The organism is Streptomyces sp. NPDC091376, assembly GCF_044757085.1.
Classification (GTDB): domain Bacteria; phylum Actinomycetota; class Actinomycetes; order Streptomycetales; family Streptomycetaceae; genus Streptomyces; species Streptomyces pratisoli.
The window spans coordinates 85,356-109,471 of record NZ_JBIVUF010000007.1 but is presented as its reverse complement, the minus strand read 5'-3'; the positions used below and the strand labels follow the sequence as shown (position 1 = coordinate 109,471).

At 70.9% G+C, this 24,116-nt stretch carries 24 protein-coding genes, 1 pseudogene and 1 riboswitch; of the genes and pseudogenes, 14 read left to right on the top strand and 11 right to left on the bottom strand.

Annotation, left to right across the window (positions count from 1 at the left end):
* Positions 1-48: 48 nt before the first annotated feature.
* The 9 genes from pyrH to ACIQMR_RS16860 all read left to right on the top strand — a co-directional run bounded on the left by pyrH (position 49) and on the right by ACIQMR_RS16860 (position 9,299).
* Positions 49-831 carry a UMP kinase gene (gene pyrH / locus ACIQMR_RS16900; protein WP_358668978.1) on the top strand — a complete coding sequence of 261 codons (783 nt, stop codon included), beginning with the start codon at positions 49-51 and terminating at the stop codon, positions 829-831.
* Between the two features lie 214 nt (positions 832-1,045).
* The gene (frr, locus tag ACIQMR_RS16895; protein WP_266383881.1) at positions 1,046-1,603 is read left to right on the top strand and encodes a ribosome recycling factor; all 558 of its coding nucleotides are present in this window, start codon (positions 1,046-1,048) and stop codon (positions 1,601-1,603) included.
* The gene (locus tag ACIQMR_RS16890) at positions 1,603-2,709 is read left to right on the top strand and encodes a phosphatidate cytidylyltransferase (protein WP_401387154.1); all 1,107 of its coding nucleotides are present in this window, start codon (positions 1,603-1,605) and stop codon (positions 2,707-2,709) included. Before frr ends, ACIQMR_RS16890 begins: the two co-directional genes overlap by 1 nt.
* A gap of 222 nt (positions 2,710-2,931) precedes the next feature.
* Positions 2,932-3,462 (top strand): hypothetical protein, encoded by a 531-nt coding sequence (locus ACIQMR_RS16885; RefSeq protein WP_401387151.1) that lies wholly within the window; start codon positions 2,932-2,934, stop codon positions 3,460-3,462.
* Between the two features lie 225 nt (positions 3,463-3,687).
* Positions 3,688-3,906 (top strand): DUF2180 family protein, encoded by a 219-nt coding sequence (locus ACIQMR_RS16880; RefSeq protein WP_401387148.1) that lies wholly within the window; start codon positions 3,688-3,690, stop codon positions 3,904-3,906.
* A 196-nt stretch (positions 3,907-4,102) separates the two neighbouring features.
* Positions 4,103-5,209, top strand: coding sequence for a 23S rRNA (adenine(2503)-C(2))-methyltransferase RlmN (gene rlmN, locus ACIQMR_RS16875; protein WP_266383889.1), 1,107 nt, complete (start codon positions 4,103-4,105; stop codon positions 5,207-5,209).
* Between the two features lie 45 nt (positions 5,210-5,254).
* Positions 5,255-5,366, top strand: a riboswitch (TPP riboswitch).
* Positions 5,367-5,452: 86 nt separating this feature from the next.
* A complete protein-coding gene (locus tag ACIQMR_RS16870; protein ID WP_401387145.1) occupies positions 5,453-6,553 on the top strand; it encodes a thiamine ABC transporter substrate binding subunit in 1,101 nt (366 codons plus the stop codon).
* 92 nt (positions 6,554-6,645) lie between these two features.
* Positions 6,646-8,271, top strand: a complete 1,626-nt coding sequence (locus ACIQMR_RS16865; protein ID WP_401387143.1) for an ABC transporter permease — start codon at positions 6,646-6,648, stop codon at positions 8,269-8,271.
* Complete coding sequence (locus ACIQMR_RS16860) at positions 8,271-9,299, top strand: ABC transporter ATP-binding protein (protein WP_401387141.1); 1,029 nt, start codon at positions 8,271-8,273, stop codon at positions 9,297-9,299. The genes ACIQMR_RS16865 and ACIQMR_RS16860 overlap by 1 nt, the downstream gene beginning before the upstream one ends.
* A 42-nt stretch (positions 9,300-9,341) precedes the next feature.
* Here the strand turns inward: ACIQMR_RS16860 and ACIQMR_RS16855 are convergent, their stop codons facing one another.
* The 6 genes from ACIQMR_RS16855 to ACIQMR_RS16830 all read right to left on the bottom strand — a co-directional run bounded on the left by ACIQMR_RS16855 (position 9,342) and on the right by ACIQMR_RS16830 (position 15,575).
* Positions 9,342-10,301 (bottom strand): hypothetical protein, encoded by a 960-nt coding sequence (locus ACIQMR_RS16855; protein ID WP_401387139.1) that lies wholly within the window; start codon positions 10,299-10,301, stop codon positions 9,342-9,344.
* 160 nt (positions 10,302-10,461) lie between these two features.
* Complete coding sequence (locus tag ACIQMR_RS16850) at positions 10,462-11,610, bottom strand: LOG family protein (protein WP_401387136.1); 1,149 nt, start codon at positions 11,608-11,610, stop codon at positions 10,462-10,464.
* 42 nt (positions 11,611-11,652) lie between these two features.
* On the bottom strand, positions 11,653-12,795 hold the full coding sequence (locus ACIQMR_RS16845; protein ID WP_401387133.1) for a hypothetical protein: 1,143 nt from the start codon (positions 12,793-12,795) through the stop codon (positions 11,653-11,655).
* Positions 12,777-13,505 (bottom strand): ABC transporter ATP-binding protein, encoded by a 729-nt coding sequence (locus ACIQMR_RS16840; RefSeq protein WP_385478905.1) that lies wholly within the window; start codon positions 13,503-13,505, stop codon positions 12,777-12,779. Before ACIQMR_RS16840 ends, ACIQMR_RS16845 begins: the two co-directional genes overlap by 19 nt.
* Before the next feature lie 214 nt (positions 13,506-13,719).
* The gene (locus ACIQMR_RS16835; protein ID WP_266383911.1) at positions 13,720-15,099 is read right to left on the bottom strand and encodes an aspartate aminotransferase family protein; all 1,380 of its coding nucleotides are present in this window, start codon (positions 15,097-15,099) and stop codon (positions 13,720-13,722) included.
* Positions 15,084-15,575 carry an Lrp/AsnC family transcriptional regulator gene (locus tag ACIQMR_RS16830; protein ID WP_262007703.1) on the bottom strand — a complete coding sequence of 164 codons (492 nt, stop codon included), beginning with the start codon at positions 15,573-15,575 and terminating at the stop codon, positions 15,084-15,086. Before ACIQMR_RS16830 ends, ACIQMR_RS16835 begins: the two co-directional genes overlap by 16 nt.
* A 192-nt stretch (positions 15,576-15,767) precedes the next feature.
* On the opposite strand from ACIQMR_RS16830, the gene ACIQMR_RS16825 reads away from it, so the two are divergent.
* Entirely contained in the window at positions 15,768-17,207 is a 1,440-nt protein-coding gene (locus tag ACIQMR_RS16825; RefSeq protein ID WP_401387128.1) for a gamma-aminobutyraldehyde dehydrogenase, read from the top strand.
* A gap of 336 nt (positions 17,208-17,543) precedes the next feature.
* Here ACIQMR_RS16825 and ACIQMR_RS16820 read toward each other — a convergent pair whose 3' ends face one another.
* Positions 17,544-18,101, bottom strand: a complete 558-nt coding sequence (locus tag ACIQMR_RS16820) for a TetR/AcrR family transcriptional regulator (protein WP_401387125.1) — start codon at positions 18,099-18,101, stop codon at positions 17,544-17,546.
* On the bottom strand, positions 18,098-18,460 hold the full coding sequence (locus ACIQMR_RS16815) for a DUF1304 domain-containing protein (protein ID WP_401387123.1): 363 nt from the start codon (positions 18,458-18,460) through the stop codon (positions 18,098-18,100). The genes ACIQMR_RS16820 and ACIQMR_RS16815 overlap by 4 nt, the downstream gene beginning before the upstream one ends.
* 193 nt (positions 18,461-18,653) lie before the next feature.
* On the opposite strand from ACIQMR_RS16815, the gene ACIQMR_RS16810 reads away from it, so the two are divergent.
* From ACIQMR_RS16810 to ACIQMR_RS16800, 3 genes and pseudogenes are all read left to right on the top strand, one after another.
* Complete coding sequence (locus tag ACIQMR_RS16810; RefSeq protein ID WP_401387869.1) at positions 18,654-19,826, top strand: PotD/PotF family extracellular solute-binding protein; 1,173 nt, start codon at positions 18,654-18,656, stop codon at positions 19,824-19,826.
* A 3-nt stretch (positions 19,827-19,829) separates the two neighbouring features.
* A pseudogene (locus ACIQMR_RS16805) lies at positions 19,830-20,004 on the top strand (HXXEE domain-containing protein); the annotation flags it as partial.
* Positions 20,005-20,035: 31 nt separating this feature from the next.
* On the top strand, positions 20,036-20,620 hold the full coding sequence (locus ACIQMR_RS16800) for a hypothetical protein (RefSeq protein ID WP_401387121.1): 585 nt from the start codon (positions 20,036-20,038) through the stop codon (positions 20,618-20,620).
* Positions 20,621-20,641: 21 nt separating this feature from the next.
* On the opposite strand, the gene ACIQMR_RS16795 is transcribed toward ACIQMR_RS16800, so the two are convergent.
* From ACIQMR_RS16795 to ACIQMR_RS16785, 3 genes are read right to left on the bottom strand one after another with little or no spacing between them, the layout of a single operon-like run.
* Complete coding sequence (locus ACIQMR_RS16795; RefSeq protein ID WP_401387118.1) at positions 20,642-21,442, bottom strand: SAM-dependent methyltransferase; 801 nt, start codon at positions 21,440-21,442, stop codon at positions 20,642-20,644.
* Positions 21,439-22,146 (bottom strand): glycerophosphodiester phosphodiesterase, encoded by a 708-nt coding sequence (locus tag ACIQMR_RS16790; RefSeq protein ID WP_401387116.1) that lies wholly within the window; start codon positions 22,144-22,146, stop codon positions 21,439-21,441. The genes ACIQMR_RS16795 and ACIQMR_RS16790 overlap by 4 nt, the downstream gene beginning before the upstream one ends.
* A gap of 18 nt (positions 22,147-22,164) precedes the next feature.
* Positions 22,165-23,190: an adenosine deaminase gene (locus ACIQMR_RS16785; protein WP_401387113.1), complete on the bottom strand. Its 1,026-nt coding sequence runs from the start codon at positions 23,188-23,190 to the stop codon at positions 22,165-22,167.
* 107 nt (positions 23,191-23,297) lie between these two features.
* Here ACIQMR_RS16785 and ACIQMR_RS16780 point away from each other — a divergent pair, with 107 nt between their 5' ends.
* Positions 23,298-24,014: a DUF4190 domain-containing protein gene (locus ACIQMR_RS16780; protein WP_401387110.1), complete on the top strand. Its 717-nt coding sequence runs from the start codon at positions 23,298-23,300 to the stop codon at positions 24,012-24,014.
* Positions 24,015-24,116 lie beyond the last annotated feature (102 nt).

Genomic DNA, 24,116 nt, shown 5'->3' with positions numbered 1-24,116 from the left:
AGCACCCACCGGCAATGGCCTTCTTCGTATGTGCACGAGGAGATCTCCATGAACAAGGGCGCGGACGCCAATCCGGCTGCCGACGACAAGAGCGACCACACCGGCCAGAAAGCCGGCCGCTTCATGCTGAAGCTGTCCGGGGAAGCCTTCTCCGGCGGCGGTGGCCTGGGCGTCGACCCCGACGTCGTACACGCCATCGCACGGGAGATCGCCGCGGTCGTCCGTGACGGCGCGGAGATCGCGGTCGTCATCGGCGGCGGCAACTTCTTCCGCGGCGCCGAACTCCAGGTGCGCGGCATGGACCGGGCACGGTCCGACTACATGGGCATGCTCGGTACGGTCATGAACTGCCTCGCCCTCCAGGACTTCCTGGAGAAGGAGGGGATCGACTCCCGCGTCCAGACGGCCATCACCATGGGCCAGGTCGCGGAGCCGTACATTCCGCTGCGGGCGGTGCGCCACCTGGAGAAGGGCCGCGTCGTCATCTTCGGCGCCGGTATGGGCATGCCCTACTTCTCCACCGACACCACCGCGGCCCAGCGCGCCCTCGAGATCGACGCCGAAGCCCTGCTCATGGGCAAGAACGGGGTCGACGGGGTGTACGACTCGGACCCGAAGGCCAACCCGGACGCCGTGAAGTTCGACGCGCTGGAGTACGGGGAGGTGCTCGCCCGCAACCTGAAGGTCGCCGACGCCACCGCCATCACGCTCTGCCGCGACAACAATCTGCCGATCCTCGTCTTCGAACTGCTCGCCGCAGGCAATATCGCGCGGGCGGTCCGGGGTGAGAAGATCGGCACGCTCGTGAGCGACCAGGGCACCCGGGCCTGACCCTGGGCGCCACCCTCCGGGATGGACAAAGCCCTGCCGGTCGGACACCGTGCAGGAAAGACGCGCCGCCAAGTTTTCTCCGGCCTCGTACTCGTGACGCGAAATCGGGACACGGAATCGTGGAGCGGACCCGCAACGCGGTTCGCCACGCGCATCCGTGAACCGGATCGTCACCCGTACACGCCGGGCCCACCAAGACACGCAGGAGCAAGTGGTGATCGAAGAGACCCTCCTCGAGGCCGAGGAGAAGATGGAGAAGGCCGTCCTGGTCGCCAAGGAGGACTTCGCCGCGATCCGCACCGGGCGTGCGCACCCGGCGATGTTCAACAAGATCGTGGCCGACTACTACGGCGCGCTGACGCCGATCAACCAGCTCGCCTCCTTCTCGGTGCCGGAGCCGCGCATGGCCGTGGTGACGCCGTTCGACAAGAGCGCGCTGCGCAACATCGAGCAGGCGATCCGGGACTCCGACCTGGGCGTCAACCCCAGCAACGACGGCAACATCATCCGGGTGGTGTTCCCCGAGCTCACCGAGGAGCGCCGCCGTGAGTTCATCAAGGTCGCCAAGGGCAAGGCCGAGGACTCCCGGATCTCGATCCGCTCCGTGCGCCGCAAGGCCAAGGAGGCCATCGACAAGCTGATCAAGGACGGCGAGGTCGGCGAGGACGAGGGCCGTCGTGCGGAGAAGGAGCTCGACGACACCACCGCGAAGTACGTCGCGCAGGTGGACGAGCTGCTCAAGCACAAGGAAGCCGAGCTGCTCGAGGTCTGATGAACGACTCTTCCTGGGGGGCCCCGCCGAGCGCCGGCTACTGGGGCCCGCCCGACCAGGGGGCTGCCCCGGCGGGTCCCGCATACGATGAGCTTGTCGCCCAGCAGACTCGGCCCATGCCCATCGTGCCGGACGATCCCGACGCAGGTAGAGACGCTGAGGACCGCGAAAACCGCGACCGGGGGGCCGCTCGGCCGAGTGGCCCCCTGTTCCGTGACGAGATGCCGCAGGAGCCCATGCCCAGCCCCCCGCCGCCTGCGGCTTCCCAGCCGTCGCAGCCGCCGCAGAAGAAGCGCGCCGGCCGCGATCTTCGTGCTGCGATAGGGGTCGGCGTCGGGCTCGGAGCGGTGATCATCGCCGCGCTGTTCGTCGTCAAGGCCGTGTTCGTGGGCGTGATCGCGGTCGCCGTGGTCGTCGGCCTCTGGGAGCTCACCTCCCGCCTTCAGGAGCGCAAGGGCATCAAGGCGCCCCTGGTACCGCTCGCGGTGGGCGGTGCGGCGATGGTCGTGGCCGGCTATGTGCGAGGGGCCGAGGGCGCCTGGGTGGCCATGGCCCTCACCGGGCTCGCGGTGCTCGGCTGGCGGATGACCGAACCGCCCGAGGGCTACCTCAAGGACGTCACGGCCGGGCTGTTCGCCGCGTTCTACGTGCCGTTCCTGGCCACGTTCGTGGCGATGATGCTCACCGCCGACGACGGCCCCCAGCGTGTCTTCACCTTCCTCCTGCTGACAGTCGTCAGCGACACCGGCGCGTACGCGATCGGCTGGCGTTTCGGCAAGCGCAAGCTCGCCCCGCGCATCAGCCCCGGAAAGACCCGCGAGGGTCTTGTCGGAGCGGTGGCGTTCGGGATGGCGGCGGGTGCCCTGTGCATGCCGCTTCTGATCGACGGCGGCACCTGGTGGCAGGGCCTGCTCCTCGGGCTCGCGGTCGCCGTCAGCGCGACCCTGGGCGACCTGGGCGAGTCGATGATCAAGCGGGACCTGGGCATCAAGGACATGGGCACGCTGCTGCCCGGCCACGGCGGCATCATGGACCGGCTGGACTCGCTGCTGCCGACGGCGCCGGTGGTGTGGCTGCTCTTCGTGGTGTTCGTCGGCGCCGGCTGAGCGGGGATTTCCGGAGCAGGGGCTCGTCGTCCACGGGACGGTGGGCCCTTTCTCGTTCTCCTCGGGAGGCAGTTCCGTCGCCTCCCACCGTCTCCGACCGACCGCCATGGCCCCCGCCGGTCGTGCCTCGGCGGTTCGAGGGACTGTCCTCGAGGACCCCGCGCCTCCATGCTGGGCCGGAGTAGCCGGAGTAGTCGGAGCCGGGGCGACAGGGGGTTGAGCATGCTGAGGCGGATCGTCCGCGGAGCGGGACTGCTGGCCGTACTCATGACCATGACGAGCTGTGTGACGGACGGTGGCGACGCCGCGGAACCCCGGCCCGCCACCAGGTCCAGCTCGTCGGCACCGGCCGCCACCGCCGGCACACCCCTGCCCGGCACACCCGCGCCCGGCCCGACGTCGGACCCGGCGACCACGCCCGACCCGCACTCCGTGCTCCTCACGTTCACCGAGAGCGGCGGCATCGACGGCCGGCACAACTCCCTCGTCGTGTACGAGGACGGCCGCTTCCTTCGCGTGGCACCCCGGTCCCCCGACCGCCCCGGCCGGATGACCCCGGCAGGCCTGGCCGCCCTGCGCGCCGCCCTGGACGACGTGGACTTCTCCCGCCTGCCGTCCCGCCCCACCGGGCCACCCGTCATGGACGGCCTCACCCGCGTCGTGGTCCACGACGGCCACACCGCGGTCGACGACGGCACCGACACCCCTGCGGCGCTCGCCGGCGTCTACGAGGCGCTGCCGCCCCTGACCTGACGGTCACCGCTGCCTCGTCCCGTTCCTTCGGAATGCGCACCGGCCATGCCGGAGGCACGCTGGAAGGGCGGCTTCTGAGGCCTCCCTACCAGTGATGATGCTCAACTCTGGGTACACCGAAGCTTCGTCGGCCGGCGCCGTGACGGGGGGGGCGTCATCGCCCTCCTGCGCCTTCTCGCCGGCCAGCGGTATGGGAAGGCTCAACAGTTCGGAAGGGCGGTCGCCATGCATTGCTATGACTGCGCCACTGACGCGCTCCGACCGGTTCAGGCTGTCGCTGTAGCCACGTGCGCCCGATGCGGTGCCGGGATGTGCCGCACGCATCTGCATGTCACCAGCGATCCGGTGCCCGGTGTGCCCAACCCCCCGCCCAGGCCCAAAGCCAGACGACTGACGTGCGGCGTGTGCTATTCAGCGGAGAGCGCGGCCGCCGATCCTGCCTGATCGCCCCGGACGGACGCCCGCTGCGAAGAACCCAGGACCAGTCTCTGACCTGCGTGGACGCTCGATGGGACGGCTCAGGTCCTGGCCGTACGCGGGCCGTCGCAGGAGGGCCGGACGGCCGGAGCCGGCCCATGCGACCACTGCGCGCAGATGAGGGCCTGGGCCGGGCGAGTGGATCTGCGACACTGGTACGGCCATGCCTAAGCCCGGAGAACTCACTTTCGTCGCCCCCCGCGGAGCCAAGAAGCCCCCGCGGCACCTCGCCGACCTGTCGCCCGCAGAGCGCAAGGACGCTGTCGCCGCCATCGGCGAGAAGCCGTTCCGCGCGAAGCAGCTGTCGCAGCACTACTTCGCGCGGTACGCCCACGACCCCGCCCAGTGGACCGACATCCCCGCGGCCGCGCGTGAGCGGCTCGCGTCGGAGCTGCTGCCCGATCTGATGTCCGTCGTCCGGCACATCTCCTGCGACGACGACACCACCCGCAAGACGTTGTGGCGGCTCCACGACGGCACGCTCGTCGAATCCGTGCTGATGCGCTATCCGGACCGGGTCACGATGTGCATCTCCTCGCAGGCCGGCTGCGGAATGAACTGCCCGTTCTGCGCCACGGGCCAGGCCGGGCTCGACCGCAACCTGTCCACCGCCGAGATCGTGCACCAGATCGTCGACGGCATGCGCGCCCTGCGCGACGGAGAGGTCCCCGGAGGCCCGGCGCGCCTGTCCAACATCGTGTTCATGGGCATGGGCGAGCCCCTGGCCAACTACAAGCGGGTCGTCGGCGCCGTCCGCCGGCTCACCGACCCCGAGCCGGACGGGCTCGGCCTCTCCCAGCGAGGAATCACCGTCTCCACCGTCGGCCTGGTCCCGGCGATGCTGCGCTTCGCCGACGAGGGCTTCAAGTGCAGGCTCGCCGTCTCGCTGCACGCCCCGGACGACGAGCTGCGCGACACCCTCGTCCCGGTCAACACGCGCTGGAAGGTGCGGGAGGTCCTGGACGCCGCATGGGAGTACGCGGAGAAGTCCGGCCGCCGCATCTCCATCGAGTACGCCCTGATCCGCGACATCAACGACCAGGCATGGCGCGGTGACCTGCTCGGCCGTCTCCTCAAGGGCAAGCGGGTGCACGTCAACCTGATCCCGCTCAACCCCACGCCGGGCTCGAAGTGGACGGCCTCCCGTCCCGAGGACGAGAAGGCCTTCGTCGAGGCGATCGCCGCCCATGGCGTGCCGGTGACCGTCCGGGACACCCGGGGCCAGGAGATCGACGGAGCCTGCGGACAGCTCGCGGCCTCCGAGCGCTAGCAGCCCGCCCGAAGGGCCCATGTAATCTAGGCTCGAAACATCTTCATATTCCGACAGGGGAGCGCCACAGCGCTGAGAGTGCGGCAACCGTCAAGGCCGCAGACCCTCTGAACCTCGCCCAGGTCATTCTGGGTAGGAAGTTCGGACGAGACTCAAGCTGTTGCGCCCTGCCCGTCTCCGGATGTCCGATCCGGAGACGGGCAGGGCCGCGTCTCTTCCTGGTCATGCCCAGGAGGAATCTCAGTGAGCACCACCAAGAAGATCACGGTCACCGTGCTGGCCGCCGCCCTCGGCGTCAGTACGCTCGCGGCCTGCGGCGGGGAGTCCAAGGACGACTCCGCCGGTCAGGGGGCCGGAAGCGGTTCCAAGACCGTGACGCTCGTCAGCCACGACTCGTTCAACGCCTCCCCGGCGGTGCTGAAGGAGTTCACGAAGCAGACCGGCTACACGGTCAAGGTGCTGAAGAGCGGCGACGCGGTCGAGGCGCTCAACAAGGAGATCCTCACCAAGGGATCCCCGCAGGGCGACGTGTTCTTCGGGGTCGACAACACCACCCTCTCGCGGGCCCTCGACAACGGCCTCTTCACGCCGTACGAGGCCAAGGGCCTGGACCGGATCCCCGAGGCCGTGCAGCTCGACGGCGGCGAGCACCGGGTCACGCCCGTCGACACCGGCGACATCTGCGTCAACTACGACAAGAAGTACTTCGCCGACAAGAAGCTCGCCCCGCCGCGGACGCTCGACGACCTGATCAAGCCCGCCTACAAGAACCTCCTCGTCGTCGAGAACGCCGAGCGCTCCTCGCCCGGCCTCGGTTTCCTCCTCGGGACCGCCAGCGCCTACGGCGACGACGGCTGGCAGGACTACTGGAAGAAGCTGCGGGCCAACGGCGTGAAGGTCGTCGACAGCTGGGAGCTCGCCTACAACCAGGAGTTCTCCGGCTCCGCCGGCGGCAAGGCGGCCAAGGGCGACCGGCCGCTCGTCGTCTCGTACGCCTCCAGCCCGCCGGTCGAGGTGCTGTATGCCAAGCCGCAGCCCAAGGAGGCTCCCACCGGGGTCTCCACCGGCACCTGCTTCCGCCAGACCGAGGCCGCCGGCCTGCTCACGGGTGCGAAGAACGAGGCCGGCGGAAAGGCGCTGCTGGACTTCCTGATCAGCAAGAAGTTCCAGGAGGACATGCCGCTCAACATGTTCGTCAACCCGGTGGTGGGGGACGCGAAGCTCCCCGCGCTGTTCACCGAGTTCGGTGAAGTGGTGGCCGAGCCGCGGACCATGACTCCGGAGAAGATCGCCGACAACCGTGACCAGTGGATCCAGTCGTGGTCCTCACTCGTCCTGAAGTAGCCGAATCACCCGGTGGTGACGCCGACCCGCGCGGGAGGACCTCCGCGCGCGGGTCCGCGTCCCTGCGCGGGAGCGCGACCCGGCTCGCGCTGATGGCCGTGCCCGTCGCGTTCTTCGCGCTCTTCTTCGCCTACCCCGTGACCGCGATCGTCGGCCGCGGGCTCCAGGCGGACGGCGCCTGGCGGTTGGGCCGCATCGGCGAGGTCCTGGGCCGGTCCGACATCCTCGACGTCCTCTGGTTCACCGCCTGGCAGGCGCTCGCCTCCACCGGGCTCACCCTGCTGATCGCCCTTCCCGGCGCGTATGTGTTCGCCCGCTTCGACTTTCCCGGGAAGCGGTTGCTGCGGGCGGTCGTCACCGTGCCGTTCGTCCTGCCGACGGTCGTGGTCGGCACCGCCTTCCTGGCCCTCGTCGGCCGCGGCGGACTGCTCGACGAGCTGTGGGGCGTACGCCTCGACACGACCGTCTGGGCGATCCTGCTCGCCCATGTCTTCTTCAACTACGCCGTCGTCGTACGGACCGTGGGCGGCCTGTGGGCACAGCTCGACCCGCGCCAGGAGGAGGCCGCACGCGTCCTCGGCGCGGGCCGTTTCGCGGCCTGGCGGCGTGTCACCCTGCCCGCGCTGACCCCGGCCGTGGCCGCCGCCGCGCTGATGGTGTTCCTCTTCACCTTCACCTCCTTCGGCGTCGTCCAGATCCTCGGCGGACCGGCGTTCGCCACGCTCGAGGTGGAGATCTACCGGCAGACCGCCCAGGTCCTCGACCTGTCGACGGCCGCCGTGCTGACGCTCGTGCAGTTCGCGGCGGTCGGCGCGATCCTCGCCGTCCACGCCTGGACCGTGCGGCGACGGGAGACCGCGCTGCGGCTCGTCGACCCCGCACACACGGCGCACCGGCCACGCGGCGCGGGCCAATGGGCCCTGCTCGCGGCCGTCCTGACCACCGTCGTCCTGCTGATCCTTGCGCCGCTCGCCGTCCTGGTCGAGCGGTCGCTCGCCGAGGGGGACGGGCCCGGCGGCTACGGTTTCACCTTCTACGAGGCCCTGCGGTCGGCGGAGGCGAGCGGCGGCACCTTCCTCGTACCTCCGCTCGAAGCCGTCGGGAACTCCCTCCAGTACGCACTCGCCGCCACCGCCATCGCGCTCGTCATCGGCGGTCTCGCGGCCGCCGCCCTCACCCGGAGGGCGGGCCGGCTGGTCAGGGGCTTCGACGCGCTGCTGATGCTGCCGCTCGGAGTCTCCGCCGTCACCGTCGGCTTCGGATTCCTCATCACTCTCAATGAGCCGCCGCTCGATCTGCGCACCTCCTGGATCCTGGTGCCGCTGGCCCAGGCCCTGGTGGGGGTGCCCTTCGTCGTACGGACCATGCTGCCGGTGCTGCGGGCCGTCGACGTACGGCTGCGCGAAGCCGCGGCCGTCCTCGGCGCCTCGCCGCTGCGGGCCTGGCGCGAGGTCGATCTGCCGCTGGTGCGCCGGGCGCTGCTCGTCGCCGCAGGCTTCGCCTTCGCCGTCTCGCTCGGTGAGTTCGGCGCCACCGTCTTCATCGCCCGGCCCGACAACCCGACGCTCCCGGTCGCCGTGGCGCGCCTCCTGGGCCGCCCGGGTGAGCTCAACTACGGCCAGGCGATGGCCCTTTCGACCATCCTCATGCTGGTCTGCGCGGCGGCCCTGCTGCTGCTCGACCGGCTCCGTCCCGACCGTTCCGCCGGGGAGTTCTGATGCTGACGATCGAGGACGCGACCGTACGGTTCGGCAGGCGGACGGCGCTGGACGCGGTGGATCTGGAGGTCGCCGACCACGAGATCGTGTGCGTGCTGGGGCCGAGCGGCAGTGGCAAGTCGACGCTGCTGCGGGCCGTCGCCGGGCTGCGGCACCTCGACGGCGGCCGGGTTCTGCTCGGCGGAGCCGACCAGACCGGAGTGCCGGTGCACCGGCGCGGGGTCGGCCTGATGTTCCAGGACCACCAGCTCTTCCCGCAGCGCGACGTCGCGGGCAACGTCGCGTTCGGCCTGCGCATGCATGGCGTACCGAAGGCCGAACAGCGGCGTCGTGTCGAGGAGTTGCTGGAACTGGTCGGCCTTCCGGGCGCCGCGAAGCGGGCCGTCGCCGCCCTCTCCGGCGGTGAACAGCAGCGGGTCGCCCTCGCCCGCGCCCTCGCGCCACGGCCACGGCTGCTGATGCTCGACGAACCGCTCGGCCAGCTCGACCGTACGCTCAGGGAACGGCTGGTCGTCGAACTGCGCGACGTCTTCGGCCGGTTGGGTACGACGGTGCTCGCCGTCACTCATGACCAGGGGGAGGCCTTCGCGCTCGCCGACCGGGTCGTGGTCATGCGGGACGGGCGGATCGCCCAGAGCGGAACGCCGCGCGAGGTGTGGCAGCGGCCCGCTTCCGAGTTCGTCGCCCGTTTCCTCGGCTTCGACAATGTGGTCCCGGCGACGGTGACCGGGGTGACGGCGGAGACTTCCTGGGGGAGGATCCCCGTCCCGGCGGGTGCTCCTCAGGGCGCGTGCCGGCTGTTGGTGCGGCCTGCGGCGGTACGGCTCGGTCCGCCGGACGCGGGGCTGCGGTGCGTGGTCGAGTCGCTGACCTTCCGCGGCCACCATGTCGCCGTACGGCTGAGGCCCTCCGGAGCGCCGCCGCTGGAGGCCGAATGCGGGCTGAAGGACGCGCCTGAGGTGGGGGCGGAGGTCGGAGCGGGTTTCGCCGCGGAGGACGTGGTGGTGCTGGCGCCGACCGCCGGCTGACCGGGCGTCCGTACGCGTACGGACGCCCGCCCCGTCCGGCCTTCACGCCGCCGCCCTCACACCCCCGACAGGCTCGACACCGGCTCCGGCCGCCCCGGGCTCCACGGGTGCCGGTCCCGGCGTACCGGCCTCGCCGCCGTGTCCTTCCGGGTCGCCGAACCACGCCACCGCGACGGCGCCCGCGACCGCGAGCACGAACCCGGTGATCGCCGCCCAGGCGAACCCGGGCCGTGAGGAGTCGCCCAGCCACAGCACTCCGATCATGCCCGGCAGGACGGTCTCTCCGACGACCAGCGCAGCCGTGGCGCCGTTGACCGAGCCGATCTGCAGGGCGATGGTGTGCAGATACATTCCGCCGATCCCGGCCACCAGGATCGCGTAGAGCGCCGGGTCGGACAGCAGGGCGCCCAGGTCGAACGGGTCGATGCCGTTCAGCACGCGCACCCCGACGCCGAGTGCGCCGAACCCGAGGCCGGACAGCAGACCGGCCAGGATGGCGGCCCGTGCTCCCAGAAGACGTACGACGACGGTGCCGCCCACCATCAGCAGCAGCGAGACCGCCAGCAGCCACCAGTGCGTGGAGATCGGCGTGTGGCCGCTGCCTTCCGGGCCCGCCGCGGTCGCCAGCAGCACCAGCGCGGAGCAGACCACGGCGATCGACGTCCACTCCGCGCGGTTGAGCCGGATCCCGAGCAGCTTGACGGCCAGCACCGCCGTGATCACCAGATTGGCGCTGATCACGGTCTGCGACAGGAAGAGCGGCAGCAGCCGCGCCGCGAGCGCGCCCAGCCCGAACCCCACGAAGTCGAGGATCGTGCCGACGATGAACTCCCAGGTCATCGCCGCCTTGGCGGTCGAGGAGAGACTCGGCCCGCCGTGCTGGGTGACACTGCCGGCGGCAGCCTCCCGGCGGGCCGACTTGCGCGAGCCCACGGCCTGGAGGACGGAGCCCGTGCCGTAACAGATGGATGCCGCCACGGCGGTCAGCAGTCCTATGAGCACCAAAAGCTCCGTTCACGTCTGGTCGGTCCTGTTCGTTCCGACTGCCAGACGTCGGTTTCGGTGCGGAAGTTGCCTTTCCTCTTCAGCCGGCCTTCAGGATGGTCCTTGAGTCGGACTCACGACGGTCCTGCGGGCGGATCCTTCGGACGGACCGACACCGTCAGGCGGACTGCCCTGCCGACGTGAGCCGCGCCAGCGCCTGCGGCACCTCGTCCACCGAATCCACCAGAGTGATGCGGGCGTCCATGGAGCGGCTGTCGGCCAGGGCCCGCAGGAGCGGCCAGGCCGGGAGCTTCTCCGTCCAGTGGGCGCGGTCGACCAGGACCATCGGGGTCGGCTCGCCACGCGACTCGTAGTAGTTCGGGGTCGCGTTGTCGAAGATCTCCTGGACCGTGCCCGCCGCGCCCGGCAGGAAGACGACGCCGGCGGTGCAGCGGGAGAGGAGCCCGTCCTCACGGGTGGCGTTGGCGAAGTACTTGGCGATGTGCCCGGCGAACGGGTTGGGCGGCTCGTGGCCGTAGAACCAGGTGGGGATGCCGATCGAGTCGCCGCCCCGCGGCCAGCGGGAGCGCACCTCGAAGGCCACCGCCGCCCAGTCCGTGACGGACGGGGTGAACGAGGGGGCCTTGGCGAGGAGTTCGAGTGCCTCGTCGAGCATCGGGTCGGGGTGCGGGGCGGCGTACGCGCCGAGGTTCGCCGCCTCCATCGCGCCGGGGCCGCCACCGGTGGCGACGGTCAGTCCGGTACGGGCCAGGGCGCGACCGAGCCGGGCGGCTCCGGCGTACGCCTCCGTGCCGCGGCCCATCGCGTGACCGCCCATCACACCGACCACGGGAACGCCGTTCAGCAGTTCGTCGAGGGCGTCCGAGACCGCGTCGTCGTGCAGGGCCCGGAGCATCGAGGCGTAGATGTCCCGGTCGGCCTTGGTCTCCTGGAACCACTCGTAGGTGAGTGCGTCGCAGGTGATCTCGTAGCCGCCGTCGGCGAGCCCGTCGAACAACTCGTCGGGGGAGTACAGCAGACCGCGGTACGGATCGAACGGCAGGTCCGGTATCGGCGGGAAGACGAGCGCACCGTCCGTGCGGACCTTGGCCGCGGCGTCGGGCTCCATGGCGCAGCCGAGGAACATCGCGCCCGTGGTGTCGGCCGAGAGCAGTGCGAAGGTGCGTCCGGTCAGGTCGACGGACTGGACACGGTGTCCCGCGAGGCTGCCGCGTCGTGTGACGACCTGGTCGAACTCCTCCAGCGTCTCGATCTCCCGGTCGTCGTCGAACGACGACCCCAACCGCGGCCTCTTAGCGTCCACCATGCGCTCACGATAGGCCCCGCGCCCGGGGCCGCCGTGCCCGGGTCAGCGCCGCAGCGGCAGCGCGGCGAGTTCCGCGACCGCCCAGGTGATCGGGGCGAAGACCGCCAGCAGCACCACCGCCCGGAGCGCGACGGTCGCGCGCAGGAGGCCCGCCGGGGCGCCGAGATCGAGGAGGCCCTCCCGAGTCGTGGCACGGGCGTGCTTGGCCTCCAGGGCCGAGGTGAGCAGCGCCGCGACGGTGCAGGCCACGACGAGTGCCGCGCCGAGCCCGGTCAGCGGGCCGAACGGCTGGGGCCGTTCCCCGGCGAGCGCGGAGGCCGCGATCAGGGCGGACACCACCGCGCTGACGACCCCGAGCGGACGTCCGATGCGGCGCGCGTCGTCCATCAGGGCACGCCCGGCGAGCAGCCGGACGGCCCCGGGGTGCAGGGACTGCAGAACGCGCCCGCACACGTGGGCGATGCCGGGGCCCGCCATGGCGAGGCCCACGGCGGTGAGGGTCCAGCCGGCGAGCACGCCGGCCGGTGTGCCGCCTCCGCCGCCGGTGCCCCGGCCCGCGTACGCCTCGACCGCGGCTCCCACGGCCGTCAGTGCGACGCCCCAGGGAAGTCCGCCGGGCGGGGCCTCGAAGGCCGGTTCGGGCTCGTCGTCATCGACGCCCTCGCCCCAGGCCGAACGGCGCGGGCGCAGCGCGAGCGCCGCCGCCCCGGCTCCCACGACCGGTACGAGCGCGAGGAGCAGGAGCACGGCGCCCAGGGGCAACGGCTGTCCCGCGGCGAGCAGTTCGGCGGCGTCCCCGTCGAACGGCATCCCGGTCAGATCGCCCCGCAGATGCAGGAAGAACAGCAGCGCCACCATGCTGCCGAGGGTGCAGGACACGGCCGTCGACGCGGCGGCCAGCGCGGTCAGCCGCACCGGTCCCAGACCCACCGCGGACAGCCCCTGCCGGGGCCTCGCGCCCGGGTCCGTGCGCGCCACGGCGACGGCGAACTGGACGGTCGCGGCGAGCGGCGCGAGACACCACGCCAGCCGCAGCAGTGCCGGGTCGGTCGGATGCGGGCCGGCCACCGCGTAGGACAGGGTGCACAGCAGAAGGAAGCCGACTCCCGCGGAGGCCGCCGCGACCATCAGCCGGCGCAGCAGGACCAGGGGATGGGCACCGCGGGCTAGACGGAGAGCGAGCACGCGGCCCGGCCTTCCGCCTCCGTGCCGTTCGCCGGGTTCACGCGCCGGCCGTCGATCAGCGACACCGCGCGGTCGGCGAGCGTCGCGACCTCCTCGTCATGGGTGGCGAGCACGACGGTGATGCGATGCGAGCGGGCCGCGGTGGTGAGCGTGCGCAGCACCTGGGCGCGGTCCGTGCTGTGGAGCGAGGCGGTCGGCTCGTCGGCGAAGAGCACCGCGGGCGTGATGGCGAGCGCGCGGGCGAGGGCGATCCGCTGCCGCTGCGACTGCAGCAGCGCGCGGGGGCGCTTGCGCGCGCAGCCGCCGATGTCGAGCCGCTCCAGCCACTCCAGGGCGGCGGTCCTGGCCTTGCGGTGCGAGGAACCGCGCAGCAGCAGCGGCAGGGCCGCGTTCTCCCAGGCCGTCAGTTCGGGCACCAGTTGGGGGTCCGGGCCGATCCAGCCGAAGCGGTCGCGCCGCAGCCGCTCGCGGACCAGCGGACCCATGGTGTGGACGGGGCTGCTGTTGAACCAGACCTCGCCCTGCTGTGCGACGAGCTGGCCCGACAGACAGCGCAGCAGGGTCGTCTTCCCGCTGCCGCGGGGGCCGTTCACGGCGAGGATCTCTCCCTCGCGCACGCCGAGGGAGACTCCGCAGAGGGCGGGCGAGCCGCGGTAGGCGTGGTTCAGGGAGCGCGCCCAGAGCACATCGTTGTCCGGCGGGACCACCATGGCGTACACCTCGGTTCAGATCCGTTGGTTCCGTTCCCCCGTACGGGCGAACGACCTCAAGGCCGATCGGTCACAGCACCGTAGGTACTGCGAGCCGGGTGTACGGACAGCACGCGGCCCGGATGCTTCCCTTCTCACTCGAAGGGGTGCATCCGGGCCGCGTAAAAGCCGACGATCGGACGGCGTGCGCCGGTGTCCGCTCCGCCGTTCGCGCCTACAGCTTCGTCCAGGCCTCGCTGAGGACGGAGCGCAGGATCTGCTCGATCTCGTCGAACGTCTCCTGGGTGGAGATCAGCGGCGGGGCGAGCTGGACGACCGGGTCACCGCGGTCGTCGGCGCGGCAGTACAGACCGGCGTCGAACAGCGCCTTGGAGAGGAAGCCGTACAGGACGCGCTCGGTCTCCTCCTCGTTGAAGGACTCCTTCGTGTGCTTGTCCTTCACCAGCTCGATGCCGTAGAAGAAGCCGTTGCCGCGGACGTCGCCGACGATCGGCAGGTCGTGCAGCTTCTGCAGCGTCGAGAGGAACGCGCCCTCGTTGTCGAGGACGTGCTGGTTGAGCTTCTCGCGCTCGAACAGGTCGAGGTTGGCGACGCCGACGGCGGCGGAGACCGGGTGGCCGCCGAAGGTGTAGCCGTGCAGGAAGGTGTTGTCGCCCTTGTAGAACGGCTCGGCGAGCCGGTCGGAGACGATGCAGGCGCCGATCGGTGAGTAGCCCGACGTCATGCCCTTCGCGCAGGTGATCATGTCCGGCACGTAGCCGAACTTGTCGCAGGCGAACGTCTTGCCGAGGCGGCCGAAGGCGCAGATGACCTCGTCGGAGACGAGCAGCACGTCGTACTGGTCGCAGATCTCGCGGACCCGCTGGAAGTATCCGGGGGGCGGCGGGAAGCAGCCGCCGGCGTTCTGCACGGGCTCCAGGAAGACCGCGGCGACGGTGTCGGCGCCCTCGAAGAGGATCTGCTGCTCGATCTGGTCGGCGGCCCAGCGGCCGAAGGCCTCGGGGTCGTCGCCGTGCAGCGGGGCGCGGTAGATGTTGGTGTTGGGCACCTTGTGCGCACCGGGCACCAGCGGCTCGAACGGGGCCTTCAGGCCCGGCAGGCCGGTGATGGACAGGGCGCCCTGCGGGGTGCCGTGGTAGGCGACGGCACGGGAGATGACCTTGTACTTGGTCGGCTTGCCGACCAGCTTGAAGTACTGCTTGGCCAGCTTCCAGGCCGTCTCGACCGCCTCGCCGCCACCCGTGGTGAAGAAGACCTTGTTCAGGTCGCCGGGGGCTTCGTTCGCGAGACGCTCGGCCAGCTCGACGGCCATCGGGTGGGCGTACGACCACACGGGGAAGAACGCGAGCTCCTGGGCCTGCTTGGCGGCCACCTCGGCCAGTTCCCTGCGGCCGTGGCCCGCCTGGACCACGAACAGACCGGCGAGCCCGTCGAGGTAGCGCTTGCCCTTGTCGTCGTAGATGTAGGTGCCCTCACCACGCACGATGGTGGGCACGGGTGAGTTCTCGTACGACGACATGCGGGTGAAGTGCATCCACAGGTGGTCGTAGGCGGTCTTGGAGAGGTCCTTGCTCACGGCTATCGGGTTCCCCACATGTAGGTCTGCTTCTTGAGCTTGAGGTAGACGAAGCTCTCGGTGGAGCGCACGCCGGGGAGGGTGCGGATGCGCCGGTTGATCACTTCAAGCAGGTGGTCGTCGTCCTCGCAGACGATCTCCACCATCAGGTCGAACGAGCCCGCCGTCATGACGACGTACTCGCACTCCGACATGGCAGTCAGCGCGTCGGCCACCGGGTCCAGATCGCCCTCGACGTTGATCCCGACCATCGCCTGGCGTCGCAGACCCACGGTGAGTGGGTCGGTGACGGCGACGATCTGCATCACGCCTTGATCGAGCAGCTTCTGGACGCGCTGTCGGACCGCCGCCTCGGAAAGGCCCACGGCCTTGCCTATCGCGGCGTAGGGACGGCGCCCGTCCTCCTGCAGCTGTTCGATGATCGCCAGGGAGACTGCATCGATCGTCGGGGACGATCCGCTCCCGGTCCTGGAGTCCGTGCTTCGACTGGCCACGAGCACACTGTGCACCGGAGTCGTCGATCCCGCAACCCGTCCGCAATGAAATTCGTTGTTCTAGGTCCCGAATCTCACTGATTTCGAAGTCGAACGGCGTTGGGTCTGTCGAAAGCGTCGCTCGTCGGGCTAGCCTGAGCGACGTAGTGTGGGGGTGTCTCACCCATCGGACATCTGACAGGAGGGGTGGCTGTGACCACCGAACTGCGTCGTCTGCGCAATTACATCGACGGAGAGTTCCGGGACGCCGCGGACGGGCGGACCATCGAGGTGGTCAATCCGGCCACGGGAGAGGTGTACGCGACCTCGCCGCTTTCCGGTCAGGCGGACGTCGACGCCGCCATGGCCGCCGCCGCCGCGGCCTTCCCGGCCTGGCGCGACACCACGCCGGCCGAGCGCCAGAAGGTACTGCTGAAGATCGCGGACGCCTTCGAGGAGCGGGCGGAGGAGCTGATCGCGGCCGAGTCGGAGAACACGGGCAAGCCGCTGGAGCTCACCCGCACCGAAGAGCTTCCGCCCATGGTCGACCAGATCCGCTTCTTCGCGGGTGCGGCCCGGATGCTCGAGGGCCGTTCGGCCGGCGAGTACATGGAGGGCCTGACCTCCATCGTCCGCCGTGAGCCGGTCGGCGTCTGCGCGCAGGTCGCGCCGTGGAACTACCCGATGATGATGGCGGTGTGGAAGTTCGCGCCGGCGCTCGCCGCGGGCAACACGGTCGTGCTGAAGCCGTCGGACACCACCCCGGCCTCGACGGTCCTGATGGCCGAGATCATCGGCGCGATCGTGCCGAAGGGCGTCTTCAACGTCCTGTGCGGCGACCGCGACACGGGCCGCGCGATGGTCGAGCACCCGGTGCCGGCGATGGCCTCCATCACCGGTTCGGTACGGGCCGGCATGCAGGTCGCCGAGTCGGCCGCCAAGGACGTCAAGCGCGTGCACCTGGAGCTGGGCGGCAAGGCGCCGGTCGTCGTGTTCGAGGACACCGACATCCCGAAGGCCGTCGAGGACATCTCGGTCGCGGGCTTCTTCAACGCCGGCCAGGACTGTACGGCGGCCACCCGGGTGCTCGTGCACGAGTCCATCCACGACGAGTTCGTCATCGCGCTCACGAAGGCCGCCGCCGACACGAAGACCGGCCGGCCGGACGACGAGGACGTGCTCTACGGTCCGCTGAACAACGCCAACCAGCTGAAGCAGGTCTCCGGCTTCATCGACCGGCTGCCCGCCCACGCGAAGGTCGAGACCGGCGGCCACCGGGTCGGCGACAAGGGCTACTTCTACGCCCCGACGGTCGTGTCCGGCCTCAAGCAGGACGACGAGATCATCCAGAACGAGGTCTTCGGCCCGGTCATCACGGTCCAGTCCTTCCGTGACGAGGACCAGGCGCTCGAGTACGCCAACGGCGTGGAGTACGCGCTCGCTTCGTCGGTGTGGACGAAGGACCACGCGCGGGCGATGCGCATGTCGAAGTCCCTGGACTTCGGTTGCGTGTGGATCAACACCCACATCCCGCTGGTGGCGGAGATGCCGCACGGCGGCTTCAAGAAGTCGGGCTACGGCAAGGACCTGTCGGCGTACGGCTTCGACGACTACACGCGCATCAAGCACGTCATGACGTCCCTGGACGCGTAACGCCTCCGGCGGCGTGCGGAACCGAAGGGCGGGCCTGCGGGCCCGCCCTTCGGGCTGTGCGGCGCCGTCCTCCTTCGCCGGACGTGGTTCGCCAGGACCCCGGCGTGGGCTCGTGCCCCGTCCTCGACGGGCGGACGGAGCCGGAGGATCCAGCCGCCCGGCGGGATCCGGGCGGACGGAGCGGCCGGGCTGTCGAGCCCCCATGCCGGCTTCGCCGGCGTTTCCCCGACGCCGGCGGGATGTAGGGGGACTTGGGCGTGCGGGGGTTCAGGTGGCGGCCACCGCGGAGGAGATGAGGTCCGGCGCGGGCGTCACCCGGCGCCGGCCGCGCCGGAGTCAGGGCAGCGGCGTCATGTGCAGGGCCAGCAGGAGGCGCCAGACCTGCGCCGCCATGGACTGCGGCGTCGCGGGGACGCGGTCGTGCAGCCAGTCCGCGAGGACGCCCGTGAAGGTGGCGGCCACCGCGGAGGCGATGAGGTCCGGCGCGGGGGCGCCCGCCAGTTCGCGTTCACGGTGGCTGCGGGCGCGGAGTTCGCGGTGCAGGAGATCGCCGAGCGGCCCTCCGCCGCCCTCGCGGAGCAGCGTGCGGTAGAGCGCGGCGTGCGCGACGATCCCCGTGAAGAACTCCGTCAGCGCGGCGGGCGGAGCGGCCGGGTCGGGCACCCCGCGCCAGGCGTGCAGCGCCTCCACCGCGTCCCGGACGATCTCGGCGCAGGCGTCCACCGCGAGCGCGTCCAGGTCCGGGTAGTGCAGATAGAACGTGGCGCGGCCCAGGCCCGCCCGGCGGACCAGGCCCGCGACGCTGACCTCCGCCAGCGGCCGCTCGGCGCACTCCTCCAGCAGGGCCCGCCGCAGGCGGTCCCGGGTGCGCTCGGCCCGCGGGTCCCCGCTCATCCCGTCACCAGCACCGCGGCCAGCGCCAGCGCGCCCGGCAGGGCCTGGGCCCCGTAGATCCGACGGTTCGCGGTGGCGCCGCCGTACAGCCCGGCGATCACCACGCACACGAGGAAGAACACCTGCACCCGGTGGCCCGTCGGGTCCGCGGCGATCAGGCCCCAGATCAGGCCGGCGGCGAGAAAGCCGTTGTAGAGCCCCTGGTTGGCGGCCAGCGGCGCCGTCGCGTGAGCCGTCTCCGCGTCGAAGCCCGACAGTGCCCGTCCCGGTGGCCGCTCCCACAGGAACATCTCCAGCACCAGGAAGTAGACGTGCAGCGCGGCCACCAGAGCGACCAGGACGTGGGCGGTGATGGTCACGGAAGACCCTTCCCTCGATGATGGATCCAACAGTTCATGGACAGTAGTCCAGGAAGTATAGACAGATGCCCATGATCGACAGGGTGTCGGTGCCGCGCGCTCCCGCTCGACGCACCGTCCATTGCCGCCGGCACCGGCCGACCGGCATCCTGCCGCCGTGCCAGCGAAGCCGAAGAACTCCCTGACGCCAGGTATGTCCCGCCGCTCCCTGCTGCGTGCCCTCGGCGCGACCGGAGCCGGAACCGTGGGCCTCGCGCTCGCCGGCTGCGGGGTGCCCGCCGCCTACGTGGAGCCCGGCGACCGGGCCGGGCGGGATCGGTCCGGCCGGGAGAGGGCTCTCGACTTCGCCAACTGGCCCCTCTATGTCGACACCGACGAGGAGGACGCGTCCAAGCGCCCCACGCTCGACGCCTTCACCGAACGCACCGGGATCTCCGTCCGCTACACCGAGGAGATCAACGACAACGACGAGTTCTTCGGCAAGATCAGCCCCGCCCTGATGAACCATCAGGAGACCGGGCGGGACCTGATCGTCGTCAGCGACTGGATGGCAGCCCGCTTCGTACGCCTCGGCTGGGTCCAGGAGATGGACCGCGACCGGCAGCCGAACGTCGCCAAGTACCTGGACCCGCAGCTGCGCCACCCCGCCTTCGACGAGGGCCGGCGGCACAGCGTGCCCTGGCAGTCCGGGATCACCGGCATCGCGTACAACCGCGCGAAGCTGGGCAGGGAGATCAGGAGCACCGAGGACCTCTGGGCCGCCGACCTGCGCGGGAAGGTCACCCTCCTCTCCGGTCTGGACGAGTCCTTCGCGCTCCTCATGCAGGGCAACGGCGTCGACATCACCGGCTGGACCGCGGACGACTTCCACATGGTGTGCGACCAGGTCGAGAGGCTGGTGAAGCACAAGCACGTCCGCCGCTTCACGGGCAACGACTACATCAAGGACCTCTCCACCGGGGACGTGCTCGCCTGCCAGGCCTACTCGGGCGACGTCATCCAGCTCCAGGCCGACAATCCCGACATCGAGTTCGTGGTCCCCGAGGAGGGTGCCGAGCTCTGGGCCGAGTCGCTGATGATCCCCAACCTCGCCGGACACAAGCGCAACGCAGAGGCGCTCGTCGACCACTACTACCGGCCCGAGGTCGCGGCCGAGCTCGCCGCATGGGTCAACTACGTGTGTCCGGTACCCGCCGCGCGGGACGTCCTCGCGGACTCGGACGACGAGGAACTCGCCGCGCTCGCCGAGGATCCGCTGATCTTCCCCGACGACGCGATGCGCGAACGGCTCGCGATCGCGCGTGACATCACCGCCGATGAGCGCAGGGACTTCGCGAAGCGCTGGAATTCGATCGTCGGGCTGTAGCAGCTGCTCGTGGTGCCCTTCACCCTGTGGGCACGGGCGCGGGGGCGGCTGCGGCGTGCGGGCGTGCTGCGGCCCACCCGGCCGCCGCGATGTGCTGACCGGGCCGGCGACTGCCGCGGCCGCCGCCGTCGCCTCTCACGCGGTGGCCAGGCGAATCACCGGAGCTCCCCGTTTTTGAACACGTTCATGATTGGGCGTACGCTGCGGACATGAGCGAGCGAAGAGCGCTTCTGCGCCGCATACGCGTGTGGTTGGCCGTCTTCATCGTCTGCCTCGTCCTGAGCGGACTGACGGCCTTCCCCCTCGTCACCGAGCTGCACCTCGCACAGGACGCCCTGACGTCCTGGGCCTCCCCGGTCGCCGACGCCTTCCCCGGCCTGCAGACGTGGATCGATCGGGTCCGCACCGGCCTGGACGTCGCCGACGAGCAGTACGCCTTCCTGCTGTACGGCACCGACTGGCTGGCCTTCGCCCACCTCGTCATCGCCGTGGGCTTCTACGGCCCCTACCGCGATCCCGTACGCAACATCTGGGTCATCGAGTTCGGCATGATCGCCTGCGCCGGCATCATCCCGCTGGCCCTGGTCTGCGGCCCGATCCGCGGGATCCCGTTCTGGTGGACCGTCATCGACATGTCCTTCGGGGTCTTCGGAGTGATCCCGCTCCTCGTCCTGCACCGCATGACCAAGCGGCTGGAGAGGCTGACGACCGGACCGGCTGAGGAAACGGCTGGGGAACCGGCTGCGGAAACGGCGACTCCGGCGCAGGCGGCGGCACCGACCGCCGCCGCCTGAGGCCCCGCCCCCGTGTCCGCGTCAGCGCTTGCGGCCCACCGCGCCGAACTGCGCCACCTCCACGGTCGTCGCGCCCCCGTCGCGCCAGCGGGCGCAGGACACGATGCCCGGCTCCAGCACGTCGAGCCCGGCGAGGAAGCCCGCGAACTCGGTGCGGGTGCGGGCCGTGATCGGCGGGGTCGCGTTCTCGTTCCAGAACGCCATCGCCTCCGCGTTGCCCTCGCCGCCCAGCTCCAGGGTGGGGTGCGTGAGCACGAGATAACTGCCGGACGGGACCGCGTCCATGATGCGGTGGACGATCGAGGTGGCCGCGTCCGTGTCGAGGATGAAGTTGAGGATCCCCAGCATCATGACCGCGACCGGCCGCGACAGATCGAGCGTCGGCTCGACGGCCCGCAGGATGTCCGCGGGGCGGTGGGCGTCCGCGTCGATGTACTCGGTGCGGCCCTCGGGGGTGCTGGTCAGCAGGGCGCGGGCGTGGGTCAGCACGATCGGGTCGTTGTCGACGTACACGACCCGCGACTCGGGGGCGATGCGCTGGGCGACCTCGTGGGTGTTGTCGACGGTCGGCAGGCCGGTACCGATGTCGAGGAACTGGCGCACACCGTCCTCACCGGCGAGGCGGGAGACGACCCGCCCGAGGAACGCCCGGTCCGCGCGGGCCACTTGACCGATACTCGGGTACAGCCCGGTGACCTGGTCACCCACCTGCCGGTCGATCAGGTAGTTGTCCTTGCCACCCAGCCAGTAGTTCCAGACCCGGGCGTTGTGCGCGATGTCGGTACGGATCCTGTCCTGGCCGGTGTCCTCGGACTGTGTCACGTTGTGCGTCCCTTCCCTGTCCCGGATCCGCGCAGTACACGGACGAGCGCGTCCACGCGGTTCGTGGTGATCGAGTCGACTCCGCGACCCACGAGCCGGCGCATCGTCCCACGAGTGTCGGCGGTCCAGACAGAGAGCAGATAACCGTCCCCGTGAATCCGGTCCGCCAGCTCCCTGCTCACCAGCCCGAAGCGGTAGTTGAGCCAGCGCGGCCGCAGCGCGCCGAGCAGGACCGGACGGGGAGGGGCGAGCGTCGACCAGGTCAGGGCGATCTCCGCGTGCGGATCGGCGTCGCGCACGGCGAACATCCCGACCGGACCGCCCGTGTAGTAGACCCGCTCGCCCGCGCCGCATTCACGGACGGTGCCGACGATCGCACGGACCGCCGCCTCGTCGGCGCCGGGCAGATCGAGCATCAGCCGGTGGCTGCCCACGGAGATCAGCGCCTCGCGCAGGGTCGGCACCGCGCCGCGCGTCAGCTCGGTGAGCTGCCCGTGGGTGAGCCGGGCCAGCGGACGATCGTGCCCCCACAGCCGTTTGAGCGTGTCGTCGTGCAGCAGTACGGGCACACCGTCGCGCGTGAGGCGGACATCCACCTCGACGGCGTCCGCGCCCCGCTCGATCGCGGCCCGCAGCGACGGCAGCGTGTTCTCCCGCGCGACATACGGGTCGCCACGATGTCCTACGACGGTGACAGTGCGCATGCGACACCCCTCGCTTCGTCAGTTCGCCGGCCAGCGCTCCGTGTACGCGTCGATCTCGGCGGCGATCCGCGCCTTTCCGGCCGCGTCCAGGAAGGACGCCTCCACGGCGTTCTTGGCGAGCGCGGCGACGCCCCGCTCGTCCAGTTGCAGCAGCCGCGCGGCGACCGCGTACTCGTTGTTGAGGTCGGTCCCGAACATCGGCGGGTCGTCGCTGTTGACGGTCACCAGCACACCGGCCTCCACCATCTCCTTGATGGGGTGCTCGTCGAGCGTGGCGACGGCGCGGGTGGCGATGTTGGAGGTCGGGCAGACCTCCAACGGGATGCGGTGCTCGGCGAGATGGGCCAGCAGCTTCGGGTCCTTCGTGGAGCTGGTGCCGTGGCCGATGCGCTCGGCCCGCAGCTCGTTGAGCGCGTCCCAGACGGTTTCCGGGCCCGTGGTCTCGCCGGCGTGCGGCACGGACCGCAGACCGGCGGCGACGGCCCGGTCGAAGTACGGCTTGAACTGCGGCCGGGGCACACCGATCTCGGGCCCGCCGAGACCGAACGAGACCAGGCCCTCCGGGCGCAGATCGACGGCGAGCCGCGCCGTCTCCTCGGCCGCGTCGAGTCCCGCCTCGCCCGGGATGTCGAAGCACCAGCGCAGGATCACGTCCAGCTCGGTCTCGGCGGCCTTGCGGGCGTCCTCGATCGCCTCCATGAAGCCCTGCTCGGGGATGCCGCGACGGGTCGAGCTGAAGGGGGTGACGGTCAGCTCGGCGTACCGGATGTTCTGCCGGGCCATGTCCCGGGCGACCTCGAAGGTGAGCAGCCGGACGTCGTCGGGCGTACGGACGAGATCGACGACGGAGAGGTAGACCTCGATGAAGTGCGCGAAGTCGGTGAAGGTGAAGTAGTCGGCGAGGGCCTCCGGGTCGGTGGGGACCTTGGAGTCCGGGTGCCGTGCGGCGAGCTCGGACACGATGCGCGGTGAGGCGGAGCCGACGTGGTGGACGTGCAGCTCGGCCTTGGGCAGGCCCGCGATGAAGGGAAGCAGATCGGTCATCGGGTCCTCCGTGTGCTCAGCCGTACCGGTCAGGGATCATCGTAGGCGGGGCGGGTGACGCGCGGAGCGGCGCCCGTAGCATGACAAGTCCACGATGGGGGAGGCCCATGTCAGACCAGAGCGACCAGCGGCCCGGTGAGAACGGGCCGGCGGATCCCTGGGCTCCGCCGGAGCACCGGGCGCCGCAGGACAAGGTGGAACTCGGCAAGGCCGCGCCCGGCGGCCGCCCGCCGGGCGTCCACGACCAGCCGACGGTGACCTCGATGCCGGCGGCGGGGGACCCCTTCGCCGCGCCCGGTACCGGTGCGGACACCGGCGCCGCACCCGCGCCCGGTGCCGTGCCGCCGCCCCCGACAGCCCCGGGCGGACCCGCGCAGACGGTGCCCGGTCCCTACGGCTACCCGGCCGCCGCGCCCGGCGCGGCGCAGGGCCCCGCCCCGTACGGCGGCCACCCCGGATACCCGGGCTACCCCGGCTACGGTCAGGGAGGCTGGGTACAGGCCCCGGCGAACGGCATGGGCATCACCGCGCTGGTGCTCGGCATCATCGCCGTGGTCGGCTTCTGTATGTACGGCCTCGGGATCATCCTCGGCGTCCTCGCGCTGATCTTCGGTTTCCTGGGACGTGCCCGCGCCCGGCGCGGTGAGGCGAACAACGGTGGAATGGCGCTGGCCGGGATCATCCTGGGCGCCATCGGCATCGTGATCAGCGCGGCGTTCCTCGGCTTCCTGATCTGGGCGATCACCCATGACCCGGATTTCACCGACAGCTCGGACGAGGACCCCTGGGAGACGACGCTGACCGTGGCCACGGCCACGCGTTAGCCCCTGCCCGGCGGATCCTGCCGAGCCCGTGACGGGTATCCGGGCGGCCCCCCGCGCCGCCCGGCCCCCGCCCCCCCGCGCCGCCCGGCCCCCGCCGTGGCC

Coding starts and splice junctions, on each gene's coding strand:
- ACIQMR_RS16790 (WP_401387116.1), bottom strand. CDS start 22,146: ATGCGCACTGTCACCGTCGTAGGACATCGTGGCGACCCGTATGTCGCG.
- ACIQMR_RS16860 (WP_401387141.1), top strand. CDS start 8,271: ATGCTGACGATCGAGGACGCGACCGTACGGTTCGGCAGGCGGACGGCG.
- ACIQMR_RS16785 (WP_401387113.1), bottom strand. CDS start 23,190: ATGACCGATCTGCTTCCCTTCATCGCGGGCCTGCCCAAGGCCGAGCTG.
- pyrH (WP_358668978.1), top strand. CDS start 49: ATGAACAAGGGCGCGGACGCCAATCCGGCTGCCGACGACAAGAGCGAC.
- ACIQMR_RS16865 (WP_401387143.1), top strand. CDS start 6,646: ATGGCCGTGCCCGTCGCGTTCTTCGCGCTCTTCTTCGCCTACCCCGTG.
- ACIQMR_RS16850 (WP_401387136.1), bottom strand. CDS start 11,610: ATGGTGGACGCTAAGAGGCCGCGGTTGGGGTCGTCGTTCGACGACGAC.
- ACIQMR_RS16810 (WP_401387869.1), top strand. CDS start 18,654: ATGTCCCGCCGCTCCCTGCTGCGTGCCCTCGGCGCGACCGGAGCCGGA.
- ACIQMR_RS16780 (WP_401387110.1), top strand. CDS start 23,298: ATGTCAGACCAGAGCGACCAGCGGCCCGGTGAGAACGGGCCGGCGGAT.
- ACIQMR_RS16880 (WP_401387148.1), top strand. CDS start 3,688: ATGCATTGCTATGACTGCGCCACTGACGCGCTCCGACCGGTTCAGGCT.
- rlmN (WP_266383889.1), top strand. CDS start 4,103: ATGCCTAAGCCCGGAGAACTCACTTTCGTCGCCCCCCGCGGAGCCAAG.
- ACIQMR_RS16820 (WP_401387125.1), bottom strand. CDS start 18,101: ATGAGCGGGGACCCGCGGGCCGAGCGCACCCGGGACCGCCTGCGGCGG.
- ACIQMR_RS16800 (WP_401387121.1), top strand. CDS start 20,036: ATGAGCGAGCGAAGAGCGCTTCTGCGCCGCATACGCGTGTGGTTGGCC.
- ACIQMR_RS16890 (WP_401387154.1), top strand. CDS start 1,603: ATGAACGACTCTTCCTGGGGGGCCCCGCCGAGCGCCGGCTACTGGGGC.
- ACIQMR_RS16885 (WP_401387151.1), top strand. CDS start 2,932: ATGCTGAGGCGGATCGTCCGCGGAGCGGGACTGCTGGCCGTACTCATG.
- ACIQMR_RS16840 (WP_385478905.1), bottom strand. CDS start 13,505: ATGGTGGTCCCGCCGGACAACGATGTGCTCTGGGCGCGCTCCCTGAAC.